The sequence below is a fragment of the Candidatus Photodesmus katoptron Akat1 genome (assembly GCF_000478685.1).
Classification (GTDB): domain Bacteria; phylum Pseudomonadota; class Gammaproteobacteria; order Enterobacterales; family Vibrionaceae; genus Vibrio; species Vibrio anomalopis.
In genome coordinates this window covers 180,022-197,223 of sequence record NZ_AMSD01000001.1, presented here as the reverse complement: position 1 = coordinate 197,223, position 17,202 = coordinate 180,022, and the positions used below count along the sequence as shown (strand labels likewise).

Here is a 17,202-nt window from a genome sequence, read left to right as displayed (position 1 = left end):
AAGAATTATGAATGCTGGTATTACACTTTCCCAATTAATTTTCCCTTGGGTCAAGCTATCAAATATTGCTATAGGGAATTTACCCGTTCATCGTATAGAATTAGATAGCCGAAAAGTAATGCAAGGCGATACTTTTATCGCATTAATTGGACATTGTATAGATGCTAGAAAATTTATCCCTAATGCAATATATGCTGGTGCAACTATTGTTTTAGCTCAATCAAATTTTATGATGCATGGAAAAATTAATTATTTTTCTGGGATTCCCATTATATATATTAAACGATTAAATATATGTTTATCAGAATTAGCTGGACGTCTTTACCATAATAAATCAAATATACTGATTGGTATAACTGGTACTAATGGAAAAACAACAATTTCTCAGCTTATTGCCCAATGGTTAGGATTACTTGGAAAACGTGCAGCTGTCATGGGAACAATAGGAAATGGCTTTTTAAATGACTTGAAAGAAGTTAATAATACTACCTCTAATGCTATTGATATTCAAAGGACATTAAGTACTTTAGAGAAGCATGGTACTGAATATACTGCATTGGAGCTTTCCTCACACGGTTTGGTACAAGGAAGAGTACGTTCATTAAAGTTTGCTATTGGTATATTTTCTAATTTAAGTCATGATCATTTAGACTATCATTCTTCTATGCAAGAGTATAAAGAAGCAAAATTTTCTTTATTTGTTGAGCATGATTGCCAATTGGCAGTCATTAATGCTGATGATAAATCTGGAGCTGATTGGTTGATTAAGTTGCCAAATGCATTAGCAGTTTCTCTTTCTTCAAAGTCCATTCTTACTCCAAATTCTATTTTTGCTAAATTAATTCAATATTTTGAAGATGGAATTAAAGTTTCTTTTTCAGGTAAGTATGGCAATGGAGAGCTTTTAGTTCCACTTATTGGAAGGTTTAATGCTGAAAATATACTATTAGCTTTTTCTTCTTTATTAATGCTTGGGTTTGATAAACAGAAGTTGCTTGAAAGTGCTCCAAAATTACTTCCAATAATAGGAAGGATGGAATTGTTTAAAGCAAAAGGAAACCCTAAAATTATTGTTGATTACGCTCATACACCTGATGGATTAAAACAAGCTTTGTTAGCGCTTCGTGTGCATTATTCTGGTAAGTTATGGTTGATTTTTGGTTGTTCTGGAGAACGCGATAAAAGCAAGCGTTCAATGATGGCAAAGGTTGCAGAGAAATATGCAGATAAAATTATTTTAACTGATGATAATCCTCGAAGTGAATCTCCAGATAGTATTATTACAGATATTCTGAAAGGTTTAGAATATCCATTAGCTGTTCATATTGAACATAACCGTTATAAAGCGATATCTTTCGCACTGAACTTTGCTAGCAAAGAGGATATTATTTTTCTTGCAGGAAAAGGTCATGAAACTCATCAGGTTTTTAAAAATAGTAAGATTTACTACTCTGATCGTGAATCTGCTAGAAAACTATTAGGAATTAAATGATTACCATGTCATTAAATCAGTTATGCATATTGCTCAATGCAAAACTTGTTGGAGATAATATTCAAATTTCTAATGTATCTATAGATAGTCGAAGCATAGGTAATGATGCAATTTTTGTAGCTATTTCAGGAAAGCGATTTCATGGTGATGATTTTTTATATCAAGCAATTCATAATGGTGCAAAAGCATTGCTAGTTACTAAACGATATGATGTGCTTATACCACAAGTAATTGTCAATAATACTAGGATTGCTTTAGGAAAGCTAGCAGCTTGGGTACACAAAAATTGTCAAACTATGACAATTGCTATTACTGGTAGTTGTGGAAAAACCACTGTAAAAGAAATGATGGTAAGTATCTTAGCGAATAAAGGAAAAATCCTTTATACAGCTGATAATTTCAATAATGAAATTGGTGTCCCTTTGACATTGTTGAGGTCTACACCACAGGATGATTATGCTGTTATTGAGATTGGAGCTAATCATGTTGGTGAAATAGCGTATAGTGCAAATTTAGTTTCTCCTGATATCGCTTTAGTTAATAATGTAGCAGAAGCTCATTTGGAAGGTTTTGGTTCTATTAATGCTATAAAGCATGCCAAAGGGGAAATTTATCAAAGTTTAAAATCTGGAGCAGTTGCTGTAATAAATTTAGATAGCCATGGTGGTAAATTATGGGATTCTTTATTAACTGATAAGAGAGTAATAAGCTTTTCTCAGTATAATGAAAAAGCAGATGTATATGCATCTAATATTCTAATTGATATTGAAGGAAAGTCTAACTTTTTAGTTCATACCGTAAAAGGCACTCGACAAATTTACCTAGGTATTATTGGTCAACATAATGTTTCCAATGCACTTGCTTCAATTTGTTTATCTTTGGAGTTAGGCATAGAATTTCCTGTGATTCAGAATGGTTTGCTTAATTTAATTAAAGTAAAAAAGCGTGCTGAAGTTATTGAATTAGCAAAGAACATAAAATTGATTGATGATAGTTACAATGCCAGTGTACCATCGATGAAAGCTTCAATTATATTATTAAATAATTTCAAAGGTTATCGTTGGTTAATTTTAGGAAATATGACTGAATTAGGAATGGAAAGTTTTCAATTGCACTATAACATTGCAAATTATGCTAATAAGTATAAATTTGAATATGTTTTAACATATGGAAAAGATGCAAAAATTATTAGCGATATTTGTCATGGCATACATTTTAGTTCTCGAAAAAATATGATTGAATACATACAAAAAAAACTAATAAAACATGACGATCGAAATCATATTTTATTAGTTAAAGGAGCAAATAGTACTTGTATGAGTAAAATAAGTATTACATTAAAGGAGTATTATTTATGATTCTTTGGCTGGCTGAGTGGCTAAAGCCATATTTTTCATTTTTTCGATTATTTGAATATTTATCATTTAGATCTATTATTAGCATTTTAACTGCTTTAAGTATTTCATTATGGATGGGACCTCATTTAATTAAAAGTTTAAAATTATTGCAAATTGGTCAAGTTATACGCAATGATGGTCCTGAATCACACTTTAACAAACGTGGTAGACCAACAATGGGTGGTGTGATGCTTTTGGTTTCTATTATTTTCACTATTTTACTTTGGACTGATTTATCAAATCTTTATGTTTGGTCTGTGGTATTGGTTTTAATAGGTTATGGAACAATTGGTTTTATAGATGACTATCGTAAAGTAGTGAGTCAAAATGCCTCCGGTTTAATTGCAGGTTGGAAATATTTTTGGCAATCTTTAATTGCCTTAATTTTAGCTTTACTTCTTTATACTCATGGTAAAAATACTCCTGCAACTCAACTGGTTGTACCTTTTTTTAAGGAATTACTCCCTCAACTTGGATTAATGTATATTATACTTGCTTATTTTGTAATTATTGGGACTAGTAGTGCTGTAAATTTAACTGATGGTTTAGATGGTTTAGCTATTATGCCAACTATATTAGTATCTGCTGGTTTTGCTTCAATATCTTGGGCTACAGGTAATATAAATTTTGCTAATTATTTACATATTCCTCATATTCCTCAAACTTCAGAATTAGTTATTGTATGTACAGCGATTGTAGGTGCTGGTCTTGGTTTTTTATGGTTTAATACTTATCCAGCTCAAATATTTATGGGTGATGTAGGTTCACTAGCATTAGGAGGTGCTCTAGGGACAATTGCAGTATTAGTTCGTCAAGAATTCCTTTTGTTTATTATGGGTGGAGTTTTTGTCATGGAAACATTATCAGTGATTTTACAGGTAGGTTCATATAAATTACGTGGTCAGCGTATTTTTCGTATGGCACCCATTCATCATCATTATGAACTAAAAGGTTGTCCTGAACCACGTGTTATTGTCCGTTTTTGGATTGTCTCAATTGTCCTAGTATTAATTGGTTTAGTTACGCTAAAAGTTCGATAAAAAACACTGTATTTTATAAATGAATCGTTGGAAATTTATTAACTATGTTGTAGTAGTTGGCCTTGGTGTTACTGGGATTTCAGTTGTTAACTATTTAATTAAACTTCCTAAAAAGTTAACAATTAAAGTTATTGATACTAGATTGAATCCTCCTGGTAGAAATAATCTGCCAGATTCAGTAGAGCTATCCCAAGGTCGTTGGAATCTTTCTTGGTTATTTAAGGCTAATTTAATTGTAGTTAATCCTGGAATATCACTGTTAACTAAAGAAATTCAACAAGCAATAGACAAAGGCATTCAAGTTGTTGGTGATATTGAGCTTTTTTCTTGGCAAGTTGATAAGCCGGTTATTGCAGTTACTGGTTCAAATGGAAAAAGTACAGTTGTAGATTTAGCTGGATTGCTAGCTAAGTCTAGTGGTGTGAATGTTGCTGTTGGCGGTAATATAGGGATACCAGCCTTGGATTTACTTCAAAGAAAAGTTGAGCTTTATATTTTAGAAATATCAAGTTTTCAATTGGAAACAACTTCAAGTTTAAACTTAACTGCTGCAGCTTTTTTGAATTTATCAATAGACCATTTAGATCGTTATCAATCTATGGAAGCTTATCGTCGAGCTAAATTAAGGATTTTTAAAAATGCGAAAACTTGCATTGTAAATGGAAATGATATAAGTACTTTTCCTGATGATTCATCTAAAAAAATACTTAAATGTGGTTTTAATAACTCTTTTCAGTTTAAATTAGGAAACTATAAGGGAAAAGAACATTTGATAGCTAATGGTAGGCCTGTTATTGCTTCTGATTCAATTGCTATGATTGGTTATCATAATTTTTCTAATGTTTTATTTGTCTTAGCTCTCTTATCAGAATCTGGTGTTGATTATAATAAAGGTATAGCTTTACTAAAGTCCTACCGAGGTTTGCAACATCGTTGTCAAGTTGTTTTAAATAATAATGGAATTAAATGGGTTAATGATTCAAAATCTACTAATGTTGCTAGTACTTTAGCTGCTTTGTATCAATTAACATGTCCAGGAAAGTTATATTTGTTAGTAGGTGGTGACAGTAAAAATGCCAACTTATCTGCACTAAAACCTATACTAAAAAATCTAAATGTGGAACTTTGTTGTTTTGGTCGTGATGGAAAAAAATTTATGTTGTTACATTCATCGGCTAAGTTATATGATTCTATAAACTCTATTATAAGTACAATAATTACAAGGATCAAAAAAGGGGATATCGTAATGCTATCACCAGCTTGTTCTAGTTCAGATCAATTTGAAAACTTTATGAAAAGGGGAGATCTGTTTGTTGAGCTTGCTAAAAAATTTTCTAATTTAGGATTAGAGTGATGGACTTACTAAAGAACTTTTTCCCTCTACTAAAAAAACAGATTTTTTTTTCTAAAAAATTCATTGGTTTTGATAGACAATTACTTTGGACCTCACTATGTTTAATGTTAGTTGGTTTGATTATGGTTACTTCTGCATCTTTCCCTATCAGTATAAGATTAGCAGGGCAGCCTTTCTATTTTATGTTTCGCCACGCTATCTTTTGTATTTTAGCTTTGTTTATATCAAGCATAATCTTAAAAATTCCACTGGAATATTGGATGAAATGTAGTCCATTATTACTTGCTATTTCATTTTTTTTATTAGGTCTTGTTTTAGTATTTGGAAAACCAGTGAATGGTTCATCCCGTTGGTTATCTTTTGGTATGTTTAATTTTCAACCAGCAGAATTAGCTAAATTGACACTTTTCATATTTATGTCAGGATATTTAGTAAGAAAACAAAAAGAAGTAAGAAGTACTTTCTTTGGTGGTTTTTTAAAACCTGTTATGGTGTTTTCCTCTTTAGCTATTTTACTACTATATCAACCAGATTTAGGGAGTATAATCGTTATGCTAGTTACTTTATTTGGGATGTTATTTATTGCTGGTGCAAAGCTATTACATTTTATTGCATTTATAGCTCTTGGAATAATGTCTATTATTTTATTGATTTTTTTAGAACCTTATCGAATCCAGCGAGTGATTTCATTTTTAGACCCTTGGGAAGATCCATTTGGGAGTGGTTACCAATTAACTCAATCATTGATGGCATTTGGTAGAGGTAGTTGGTTTGGTCAAGGATTAGGTAACTCAATACAAAAACTTGAGTATTTACCAGAGGCACATACAGATTTTGTATTTGCAGTATTGGCTGAAGAACTAGGTTTTATTGGAGTGATCTTAGTTTTATTCCTAATTTTAAATTTGGTGTTAAAAGCTCTTTTTATTGGAAAGAAATCCTTTGAAAATAATCAATATTTTTCTGGTTATTTAGCATTTTCTTTCTCGATTTGGTTCACTTTACAAACATTAATTAATGTAGGTGCAGTTACTGGTATTGTTCCAACTAAAGGTCTTACATTGCCACTTGTTAGTTATGGTGGTTCAAGTTTGATCATTATATCTATTGCTATTTCTATGTTATTACGTATTGATTATGAATATCGATTGACGATAAAAAATTATGAAGAACAATAAGAAATTAATGATAATGGCTGGTGGAACTGGTGGACATATATTTTCTGGCTTAGCGGTTTCTAAACAGCTTGAGCAACAAAATTGGTCAATTGCTTGGATTGGTAATTTTGAATGTATGGAAACATGTTTGGTTCCAAAATATGGCATTCCAATTTATTTTATTAAAATACAAGGGTTGCAAGGAAAAAAAAAGATAGAATGGATTAAGGTGTGTCTAAATTTTTTTTATGCGGTTTTAAAAGCACGAAAATATATAAAAAAATGGAAACCAGATATTGTTCTTGGTATGGGAAGTTATGTTAGCGGACCAGGGGTTTTTGCTGCATGGTTGAGCGACGTACCTATAGTATTACATGAACAAAATTCAGTTTCTGGTTTAACAAACAAATGGTTATCGAAGATATCTAAGAAAGTGTTACAAGCATTTCCTGGTACATTATCAAAAGCAGAAACTGTAGGCAATCCAATACGAAAGAGTATTATAGAATTAGATCCTCCTGAAATTCGTATGAAAGAGAGAAAAGGTCCTATTCGTATCTTGGTAATAGGAGGTAGTCAGGGAGCACTGATTTTAAATACAATTATGCCTAAAGTAATGTTTAAGTTAGGTAATACTTATCAAGTGTTACATCAAGTAGGGAAATATAAGAAAAAAGGAATTAAATCAGCTTATTACAAAGTAAATTTTAATCAAGTAAAAGTTATTGAATTTATTGATAATATATCAGAAGCATATGGTTGGGCAGATCTAGTAGTATCTCGTTCTGGTGCTTTAACTGTCTCTGAAATAGCAGTAGCTGGTCTGCCTGCTATTTTTATTCCATTTATTCACAAAGATCATCATCAGTCACTTAACGCTGACTTTTTAGTAAAATCTGGAGCAGCAAAAATCATTAAACAAACTGAATTAAGTGTTGAAAAATTAGTTTTTGAGATTTCTAAACTTAACAGAGTTCATCTTATTGATATGGCTAAAAAAGCTCGTAAATTAGCAATTACAGATGCAGGACAAAAAGTCGCAAATACCATTGTAAGTTTAGTAAAATAATAAAATTAGATTGATATATCATAAAATATACTTGAGAATTAGACCAAATTTATAAACGGCATTATAAAATGCGTAAAGTTACGTCTATTCATTTTATTGGTATCGGTGGTGCGGGTATGAGTGGAATTGCAGAAGTTTTACTTAATGAAGGTTATAATATTACTGGATCAGATGTATCAGAAAGTACTATTGTTAAATCTCTTATTAAAAAAGGTGCAGTTATTTATATTGGGCATCAATCAGAAAATATAGAAGAAGCAAGTGTAGTAGTAATTTCAACTGCTATTCATTCTTGTAACCCAGAAATTATTGCAGCTCGAGAACGTCAAATTCCTATTATTAGTCGAGCAGAAATGCTAGCTGAGTTAATGCGTTTTCGTTATGGGATTGCAGTATCTGGAACTCATGGAAAAACAACCACTACTGCATTAGTAACTCAGATTTATTTAGAAGCTGGATTAGATCCAACATTTGTGAATGGTGGTTTAGTTAAAAGCGCTGGTACACATGCTCGATTAGGGTCTAGTAAAATTCTTATTGCTGAAGCTGATGAAAGTGATGCTTCATTTTTGCATTTGCAACCTATGGTCAGTATTGTAACTAATATTGAAGCTGATCACATGGATACATATGATGGAAATTTTGAAATACTTAGACAGGCTTTCATCGACTTTTTACACAATCTTCCATTTTATGGTCAAGCAATAGTATGTGTTGATGATCCTGTTATTCGTGACCTCATACCTAGAATTAATCGTCAAGTAATTACTTATGGTTTTTCAGAATGTGCAGATGTTCGTATAGAAAATTATTATCAGATAGGATTACAAGGTAAATTTACTGTACTTCGTCGTGGTAAAAAAAAATTAGAAACCACTCTTAATATTCCAGGTCGTCATAATGCACTAAATGCTGTAGCAGCAATTGCAGTAGCAACAGAAGATAATATTAATGACGAAGCTATTTTAGCAGCAATGATTGGAACTCAGGGTACTGGTCGCAGATTTGATTACTTAGGAGAATTTGATATAGGTGATGGTCAAGTTGTTCTAGTAGATGATTACGGACATCATCCAACTGAAGTTGATGTAACTATTAAAGCAGTTCGTGCTAGTTGGAAAAATAGGCGGTTAGTAATGATTTTTCAGCCTCATCGTTATACTCGAACTCGTGATTTATATAATGATTTTCTGAATGTTTTAGAACAGGTTGATTTACTAATTATGCTTGATGTATATTCTGCCGGTGAATCTCCTATTCCAGGTGCTGATACACCTTCCTTGTGTCAAAGTATCCATAATCGTGGAAAGATTACACCAATTTTATCTTCTGAAAGTATGGTATTTTCAGTATTATCAGATATTTTACAAGATGGTGATTTATTATTAACTCAAGGTGCAGGTGATATTGCTCAAGTAGCCAAACAACTTCTTATTTTTAGATTAAACCTTAAAAATATGCGATTACATTCTAATAGGAAGGTGCCTATTTGTGGGGTTTAAATAAATTAACTTATCTTTGATCTTTCAATCATAACTTTCTACATTTGATACTTTGTATTAGCTTAGTATAATTTAATTTAAGTTAAGATTATTTTAGGGTTAAAAATTAATTAAACTTAAGGAAGTATTAATTTGATAAGAACTATTTGCGAAGATGAAAATAATAAAAAAGGAGTTGCTCCCTATTTTCAGCAGCATATTGTTGGAGGTTTGTTTTTTTTGATGGTTTTGCTATCAATTATTTTTCTTCTTTACTTGGTTTTATCTTGGATGTGGGATGATAATCGGCTACCACTTTCTAGAATGGTACTTGAAGGTGATTTAAATCATGTAACAGTAGGAGATATTCAACATGCTTTTAATAAACTAGAATCCATTGGAACTTTTATGTCCCAGGATATCAAGGTATTGCAAGATATAATTTCTTCAATACCTTGGGTTTCTCATGCTGCTATTCGCAAGCAATGGCCCGATACAATTAAAATTTTTTTAATTGAGCATAATGTTGAAGCTATTTGGAATGAAGATGTTTTATTAAGTACAAAAGGTGATTTTTTTAATGCAGATATTACTCAGTTAAAAGGAAAACTAGTTAGACTACATGGCCCAAAAGGAAGTAGTCAGGAAGTTTTAGACATTTATTATAAAATTACTCCATTTTTAAAATCATTAGGTCTGAAAATTCATTCAATAGGCTTAGATGAACGTCGAGCATGGCATTTAATTTTAGATAATGGTATTAGATTGGAACTTGGGAAAAAGTCACTAAGTAAGCGAATCAACCGTTTCTTGAGGCTTTATACAAATTTAGGAACAGATACTAGCCAGAATATTAGTTATGTTGATCTGAGATATGATACTGGAGCCGCTATTGGTTGGTTCTCTAAACAAACGTCAGTTGAAGTGAGTAGAAGATGACTAGAGCTTCCAGCGATGAAAAAATTATTGTTGCTCTTGATATAGGAACTGCTGCTGTATCAGCTTTGATTGCTGAGATATTGCCTGATTCTCAAATTAATATTCTAGGGGCAGGGTATACTCCTTCTAAAGGTATGAAAAAAGGAGGGGTAAGTGATTTAGACTTAATTGTAAAATCTGTTCAAAAAGCATTAGAACAAGCTGAGCTAATGGCAGGATATGAAATTAGTGAGGTTTTTTTATCACTTTCTGACAAGCATATAAATAGTCGAATTGAAAAAGGTATGGGTATTGTTACAGATCAAGAAGTATCACAGAAAGATATAGATCGAGTTATTTATACTGCTAAATCAATAAAAATTAGTGATGAAGAAAAAATTTTACATGTAATCCCCCAGGAATTTACACTTGATTATCAAGAAGGTATTAAAAATCCACTTGGTTTGTCTGGTGTTCGTATGGAAGTTAGTGTGCATTTAATTTCTTGTCATACTGATATGGCTAAAAATATAATTAAGGTTGCAGAGCGTTGTGGCATTAAAGTTAAGCAACTTGTTTATTCAGGATTAGCCACTAGTAATGCTGTTATTACCGATGATGAACGTGAACATGGTATTTGCGTAGTTGATATAGGTGCAGGGACAATGGATTTATCTATCTGGACCGATGGTGTTTTAAGGCATACTGAAGTTTTTTCTTATGCGGGGGATTCAGTTACGAACGACATTGCATTTGCATTTGGTATTACAGTGAACGATGCTGAAGAAATTAAGATTAGACATGGCTCTGCAGTACATGCATCAACGGATAAAGATGATATCATCAATATACCAAGTATTGGAACTAGAACACCTCAAATTTTACGAAGGGAAATGTTGTCTTCAGTAATAGAGCCTCGTTATACTGAGCTGATGACTTTAGTTAATCAAGTTATTAATGTAGTTCAAGGTAAATTATATAAAAATGGTCTTAAACATCATTTAGCGTCTGGCATTGTGCTTACTGGCGGGGCATCAAAAATAGATGGTTTAGTAGAGTGTGCTGAACGAGTATTTAATAATCAAGTTAGAGTTTGTCAACCAATTGGAGTTCATGGCTTAACAGATTGTGTTAAAGAGCCATATCATTCTACAGTAGTTGGTTTGCTTCATTATGCAAAAAATAGTCAAATAGCTAATGGTATTGGATATAGCAAAGTAAATCACCAATCAATATCAGGATTTATTGGTCGTTTACGTAATTGGATAAAAAAAGAGTTTTAACCTAAACATCAGGGAAAACGGAGATGATAAATGTTTGAACCAATGATGGAAATATCCGACGATGCTATAATTAAAGTCGTTGGGGTTGGTGGTGGTGGTGGAAATGCTGTAGAACATATGGTAAATGAGTCTATAGAAGGTGTTGAATTTATTAGTGTTAATACAGATGCTCAGGCATTACGAAAAACTAATGTAAGTAGTGTTATTCAAATTGGTGTTGATATTACAAAAGGGCTTGGTGCAGGTGCTAATCCTCAACTTGGCCGTGAAGCGGCTTTAGAAGATCGCGAAAAAATTAAAGAAGTTTTAGATGGTGCAGATATGGTATTTATTGCAGCTGGTATGGGAGGTGGAACTGGTACTGGTGCTGCTCCTGTAATCGCTGAAGTTACTAAAGAACTTGGTGTTTTAACTGTCGCTGTAGTGACAAAGCCATTTAGTTTTGAGGGTAAAAAACGCTTGGCATTTGCTGAGCAAGGTATTGAAGAACTTTCTAAGCACGTAGACTCTTTAATTACAATTCCAAATGAAAAATTGCTAAAAGTTTTAGGTCGTGGTATTACACTATTAGAAGCTTTTGCTAGTGTTAATGATGTTCTGAAAAATGCTGTTCAAGGTATTGCAGAGTTAATTACTTGTCCTGGAATGATTAATGTTGACTTTGCAGATGTACGTACAGTTATGTCTGAAATGGGACATGCTATGATGGGTAGTGGGGTGTCTAAAGGTGAAAATCGTGCTGAAGAAGCCGCTGAAACTGCAATTTCTAGTCCATTACTTGAAGACATTGATTTATCTGGAGCTCGTGGTGTTCTTATTAATATTACTGCTGGTATAGATATGCGTTTAGATGAATTTGAGACGGTAGGTAATACCATTAAAGCCTTTGCTTCTGATAATGCAACCGTTGTAATTGGTACTTCATTAGATTCAAGTATGACGGATGAAATAAGAGTAACTGTTGTTGCTACAGGTATCGGTAATGAAAAAAATCAAGAGCTTTCTTTAACTTCAAGAAGTACTTCATCTAAGATTATTCAGAATGCTGAATCTACTAAAATAGAGAAATTAGGGCGTTCATTATTAGAAAAAACACCAGTTGATTTTTATCCTCAAAATAAAACATCTGTTTTATCAGCATCAGAAAAAAAACAACATATTGATAAAAAAACAGAACAAGATGCTGGGTATTTAGATATTCCAGCATTTTTACGTCGTAAGGCTGATTAAGATTATGTTAGATTTGAATCCTTATTAAAACTACAATTTATGATGCTTTTTGAGGCAAGCATATGATTACACAATGTACTCTAAAAGAAATTGTTAAAACTACTGGTATAGGACTTCACTCCGGTCGTAAGGTTACTCTTACTCTTCGTCCTGCTTCAGCAAATTCTGGTATTATCTATCGTCGTACGGATCTTAATCCTTTTGTAGATCTTCTAGCTGATCCTGGATCTGTTCGTGATACTATGTTGTGTACTGCCTTAGTAAACGATGCAGGTGTGCGTATTTCAACGGTTGAACATTTAAATGCAGCACTTGCAGGAATTGGCATTGATAATATTATTGTGGAAGTTGATGCACCAGAAATTCCTATTATGGATGGTAGTGCTACTCCGTTTGTTTTTTTGTTACAACAAGCTGGTATTCAACCATTAAATTCTCCTAAACGCTTTATTCGTATAAAAAAGGTAGTGCGTTTTGAAGATGGGGATAAATGGGCTGAATTTGTCCCTTATAATGGTTTTCGTATTAATTTTACAATTGATTTTAACCATCCTGCAATTGATGTTGATCAGCAGAATTTACATTTTGATTTCTCATTTCAGGCTTTTGTAAAACAAATTTCCCGTGCTAGAACTTTTGGTTTTATGCATGATATTGAATATCTTCGTTCAAAGAACTTATGTTTAGGTGGAAGTTTTGATTGTGCAATTGTACTAGACAGATATCGGATTTTGAATGAAGAAGGCCTTCGTTTTGAAAATGAGTTTGTTACTCATAAAGTTCTTGATGCTATTGGTGATTTGTACATGTGTAGACATTCTATTATTGGAGAATTTCGTGCTTATAAATCTGGGCATGGACTAAATAATCAACTGCTTCGTTGTTTGCTTTCAGACCAGGATGCTTGGGAATTAGTTACATTTGAAGAAACAATTGGTTCACCAATCGAGTTTGGTAAATCTAGGTTATTATCAGTTTAGTTAGTCTATTTTATTGCTTTTTTTTGAATATTTAAAGAGATCAGGTTTTTAAGGTTTGCTAGCGATTCTTTTGTGTTGTCAGATAGATATCGTTTTGGAGATTTTTTCTTATTCAGATCATTATATAGGTTAGGATTAACCTTTACCTTGAGTTTCATAAGATAGGTAAATCCAGCTTTTTTCAATTGTTTTAAAATCCCTGACATCTCAGAATTAATTAGTATTTTTAACCCAGCATTGGCAACTTCTATAATTAAACAATTATCTCTAATATTTGCTACTCGGCAATAGGAAACTATGATTTCAGGAAGATTTTTTTTAAGATACTGGTCAATTTCTAGGATTTTTTTACAGTGATTCAGAATCCGACTAAAACCAGGGTCTAACATAAGTTTATTAATTAAAACTGTATTGTTTTGATTCATAGGAACTTTTAATAAAAATTAATAATTTGCACCATGTTAATATATATTATTAGGAAATAATAGAAGTAGTAAATTAAATTATTCGAAAATGTACTTGTGGTATTTCTTATTGTCAGTAGAATTTATTCAATTAAATGTTTCACAAAGCATAACCGAAATCAATTGAATTTACTTACTTAAAAAGAGAGATTTTTTGGAAATGATCACTAAGCTGTTAACGAAGTTAATTGGTAGTCGAAATGATAGAGTATTAAGTCACCTTAATAAAATTGTCCAAGAAGTTAATAACTATGAATCTATATTTAGAAAACTTTCTGATGCTAATTTAAAATTAAAAACAACTGAATTTCGTCAACGTATAAACCAGGGTGAACATTTAGATAATTTGCTTCCTGAAGCATTTGCAACATTACGTGAGGCTTCAAAACGCGTGTATGGAATGCGTCATTTTGATGTTCAATTAATGGGTGGTTTAGTACTTAATTTAGGGAAAATTGCAGAAATGCGTACAGGTGAAGGTAAAACTTTAACAGCTACTTTGCCAGCTTACTTAAATGCTTTAACCGGTAAGTGTGTTCATATTGTAACAGTAAATGATTATTTAGCTAAACGTGATGCAGAGGTTAATCGTCCTCTTTTTCAGTTTCTTGATATGAATGTTGGTATAAATGTATCTAATATGTTGCATAAAGAAAAAAAAGAAGCTTATCAAACTGATATTTTGTATGGAACAAATAATGAATTTGGTTTTGATTATCTTCGTGATAATATGGCTTTTTGTCATGATGATCGTGTTCAAAAGGAGCGTTCTTTTGCTATTATTGATGAAGTAGATTCAATTTTAATTGATGAGGCTCGCACTCCTCTTATCATTTCTGGTGTTTCAGAAGATAGTTCTGATCTTTATATACGTATTAATTCCTTAATTCCTTTGTTGAAAAAACAGGATCGAGAAGATTCAATGGAATATCGAGGCAATGGTCACTATACAGTTGATGAGAAATCCAAGCAGGTTTATTTAACTGAAACAGGTCATGATTTTGTAGAAAAATTAATGATTAAAAATAATCTAATGACTAAAGATGATACGCTTTACTCTCCAAAAAATATTGGTTTATTGCATCATATTGATTCTGCTTTGCGTGCACATATACTATTTGAAAAAAATGTTGATTATATTCTTAAAAATGGTGAAGTGATTATTGTTGATGAGCATACAGGTCGAACAATGCCAGGCCGTCGTTGGTCAGAAGGACTTCATCAAGCAATAGAGGCTAAAGAGAAGGTTAATATTCAAAATGAAAATCAAACTTTAGCATCAATCACATTTCAAAATTATTTTCGTTTATATGAAAAATTATCTGGTATGACTGGAACTGCAGATACTGAAGCATTTGAATTTCATTCAATTTATGGTTTAGAAACAGTAGTCATTCCAACCAACAAATTAATGATTCGTAATGATATGCCTGATGTTATTTATCGTACTGAACTAGAAAAGTTTAATGCAATTATTCAAGACATCAAAAAACGCGTAATTAAAGGACAACCCTGCTTAGTTGGTACAGTTTCTATAGAAAAATCAGAGTTACTTTCTAATGCTCTTAGTAAGGCAAAAATTAAACATAATGTATTAAATGCCAAGTTTCATGAAAGTGAAGCAGATATCATTGCTGAAGCTGGTATGCCTAGTGCAGTTACAATTGCAACAAATATGGCTGGTCGTGGCACTGATATTGTATTAGGTGGTAGTTGGAAATCTAAAGTTGAATTATTAGATAATCCTACCTTAGAGGAAATTAATAAAATCAAAGCTGATTGGGAAATTAATCATAATAAAGTACTTAATGCTGGAGGATTGCATATCATTGGTACTGAACGTCATGAATCTCGTCGTATTGATAATCAGTTACGTGGTCGTGCAGGTCGTCAAGGTGATATAGGTTCATCTCGTTTCTATTTATCTATGGAGGATTCATTACTTCGAATTTTTACGCCTAGCCGTGTAGTAAGTTTAATTCAAGGTGGAATGGATGAAGGAGAAGCAATCGAAAGTAAAATGTTATCGCGTTCAATTGAAAAAGCTCAACGTAAAGTAGAAGGTCGTAACTTTGATATTCGAAAACAATTACTTGAGTATGATGATGTGGCAAATGAGCAACGCAAAGTAGTGTATGAGCTTCGAGATGAACTGATGGATATTGATAATATTAGTCAAATGATCAAACAGAATCGTAGTGATGTTTTTTTATCAGTAATGAGTGAATATATTCCTTTTCGATCTCCTAAAGATAGTTGGGATGTGCTTTCTCTTGAAAATCGATTAAAAAGGGATTTTAATCTGGATATATCAATTAGATCTTGGTTAAATCTAGACACTGAATTAACTGAAAAAGATCTATTTGATAAGATCTTATTCTCAGCAGTTGAAGTTTATAAACAGAAAGAAAAAATAATTGGCACAACGATTCTGCGTAATTTTGAAAGGTCAGTTATGTTACAAACACTTGATATCCTTTGGAAGGAACATTTATCTGCAATGGAACATTTACGTCAAGGAATTCACCTTCGCGGTTATGCTCAAAAAAATCCTAATCAAGAATATAAACGTGAATCCTTTGAATTGTTTGAAAATTTTTTAGATTCACTTAAATTTGATGTAATCATTATACTCTCAAAGTTTTCTATAAAAAGTCAAGATATTAAAAGCATAGAATCTCAAAATTATTCACAGAATAGTACTTTTATAAATCAGAAACAGTCGTTTTCTAGCAAAAAAAAACAATTTATTTTTAATAAAAAACGTAAAGTTGGTCGTAATGAATCTTGTCCATGTGAAAGTGGTAAAAAATTTAAGCACTGCCATGGTAGGATAAAGAAATGAATCTATATAAATGAAACCTTTGAAAATTGTTGCTGGCATTATTCTAAATCCAAAAAGAACTGAGGTTTTTATTACTAAGCGTCATAAAAATGTTCAAAAAACTGGTTATTGGGAATTTCCTGGTGGTAAAGTAGAAACTAGAGAAAGTTATCAAGAAGCTCTTATTAGGGAATTAAAGGAAGAAGTAGGGATAGTAGTTATAAAGTTAAATCATTTTGAACGTTCAATTTATAAGGAACAGGGAACCTTATTTCAATTTGATTTTTTTTTGGTATCTTTATTTGAAAATGAACCATATGGACGTGAGGGACAGAAAGGAGTTTGGATAAAGCTAAGCAACCTAAAAAATTATCGTTTTCCTAAAGCAAATATATCTATCATAGATAGGATAAGTAAAAAGAATAGTTTTTAATTTATTTGCTTATCCTGATAAATTCTCTCTTTAATTACTATTACTCTTATACAGCTTAAACTCAGTTAATGAGTATTACA

The 17,202-nt window shown here is 31.9% G+C and carries 14 protein-coding genes; 13 read left to right on the top strand and 1 reads right to left on the bottom strand.

All coding sequences use genetic code 11. The features are described 5' to 3' along the window. The first annotated feature begins 7 nt into the window (after positions 1–7). The 11 genes from murE to lpxC all read left to right on the top strand — a co-directional run bounded on the left by murE (position 8) and on the right by lpxC (position 13,401). Positions 8–1,492, top strand: coding sequence for a UDP-N-acetylmuramoyl-L-alanyl-D-glutamate--2,6-diaminopimelate ligase (gene murE, locus O1U_RS00865; protein WP_016503525.1), 1,485 nt, complete (start codon positions 8–10; stop codon positions 1,490–1,492). Continuing rightward, positions 1,489–2,850, top strand: coding sequence for a UDP-N-acetylmuramoyl-tripeptide--D-alanyl-D-alanine ligase (locus tag O1U_RS00860; protein ID WP_016503524.1), 1,362 nt, complete (start codon positions 1,489–1,491; stop codon positions 2,848–2,850). Before murE ends, O1U_RS00860 begins: the two co-directional genes overlap by 4 nt. Continuing rightward, positions 2,847–3,929: a phospho-N-acetylmuramoyl-pentapeptide-transferase gene (gene mraY, locus O1U_RS00855; RefSeq protein ID WP_016503523.1), complete on the top strand. Its 1,083-nt coding sequence runs from the start codon at positions 2,847–2,849 to the stop codon at positions 3,927–3,929. Before O1U_RS00860 ends, mraY begins: the two co-directional genes overlap by 4 nt. Before the next feature lie 19 nt (positions 3,930–3,948). After that, positions 3,949–5,283, top strand: a complete 1,335-nt coding sequence (gene murD / locus O1U_RS00850) for a UDP-N-acetylmuramoyl-L-alanine--D-glutamate ligase (RefSeq protein WP_016503522.1) — start codon at positions 3,949–3,951, stop codon at positions 5,281–5,283. After that, positions 5,283–6,461 carry a cell division protein FtsW gene (gene ftsW, locus O1U_RS00845; RefSeq protein WP_016503521.1) on the top strand — a complete coding sequence of 393 codons (1,179 nt, stop codon included), beginning with the start codon at positions 5,283–5,285 and terminating at the stop codon, positions 6,459–6,461. Before murD ends, ftsW begins: the two co-directional genes overlap by 1 nt. After that, positions 6,448–7,509 (top strand): undecaprenyldiphospho-muramoylpentapeptide beta-N-acetylglucosaminyltransferase, encoded by a 1,062-nt coding sequence (murG, locus tag O1U_RS00840; RefSeq protein ID WP_040356493.1) that lies wholly within the window; start codon positions 6,448–6,450, stop codon positions 7,507–7,509. Before ftsW ends, murG begins: the two co-directional genes overlap by 14 nt. A gap of 68 nt (positions 7,510–7,577) precedes the next feature. Then, entirely contained in the window at positions 7,578–9,011 is a 1,434-nt protein-coding gene (gene murC / locus O1U_RS00835; protein WP_016503519.1) for a UDP-N-acetylmuramate--L-alanine ligase, read from the top strand. Positions 9,012–9,146: 135 nt separating this feature from the next. Continuing rightward, a complete protein-coding gene (locus tag O1U_RS00830; RefSeq protein ID WP_241761341.1) occupies positions 9,147–9,929 on the top strand; it encodes a cell division protein FtsQ/DivIB in 783 nt (260 codons plus the stop codon). Continuing rightward, the gene (gene ftsA, locus O1U_RS00825) at positions 9,926–11,191 is read left to right on the top strand and encodes a cell division protein FtsA (RefSeq protein ID WP_016503517.1); all 1,266 of its coding nucleotides are present in this window, start codon (positions 9,926–9,928) and stop codon (positions 11,189–11,191) included. The genes O1U_RS00830 and ftsA overlap by 4 nt, the downstream gene beginning before the upstream one ends. Positions 11,192–11,221: 30 nt before the next feature. Further along, the gene (ftsZ, locus tag O1U_RS00820; protein ID WP_016503516.1) at positions 11,222–12,421 is read left to right on the top strand and encodes a cell division protein FtsZ; all 1,200 of its coding nucleotides are present in this window, start codon (positions 11,222–11,224) and stop codon (positions 12,419–12,421) included. Positions 12,422–12,483: 62 nt separating this feature from the next. Further along, a complete protein-coding gene (gene lpxC, locus O1U_RS00815; protein ID WP_016503515.1) occupies positions 12,484–13,401 on the top strand; it encodes a UDP-3-O-acyl-N-acetylglucosamine deacetylase in 918 nt (305 codons plus the stop codon). A gap of 5 nt (positions 13,402–13,406) precedes the next feature. On the opposite strand, the gene O1U_RS00810 is transcribed toward lpxC, so the two are convergent. Continuing rightward, positions 13,407–13,826 (bottom strand): DciA family protein, encoded by a 420-nt coding sequence (locus tag O1U_RS00810; protein ID WP_016503514.1) that lies wholly within the window; start codon positions 13,824–13,826, stop codon positions 13,407–13,409. Positions 13,827–14,025: 199 nt separating this feature from the next. On the opposite strand from O1U_RS00810, the gene secA reads away from it, so the two are divergent. Both secA and mutT read left to right on the top strand, forming a co-directional pair. Then, a complete protein-coding gene (gene secA / locus O1U_RS00805) occupies positions 14,026–16,710 on the top strand; it encodes a preprotein translocase subunit SecA (protein WP_040356492.1) in 2,685 nt (894 codons plus the stop codon). Between the two features lie 10 nt (positions 16,711–16,720). Continuing rightward, complete coding sequence (gene mutT / locus O1U_RS00800) at positions 16,721–17,122, top strand: 8-oxo-dGTP diphosphatase MutT (RefSeq protein ID WP_016503512.1); 402 nt, start codon at positions 16,721–16,723, stop codon at positions 17,120–17,122. Positions 17,123–17,202 lie beyond the last annotated feature (80 nt).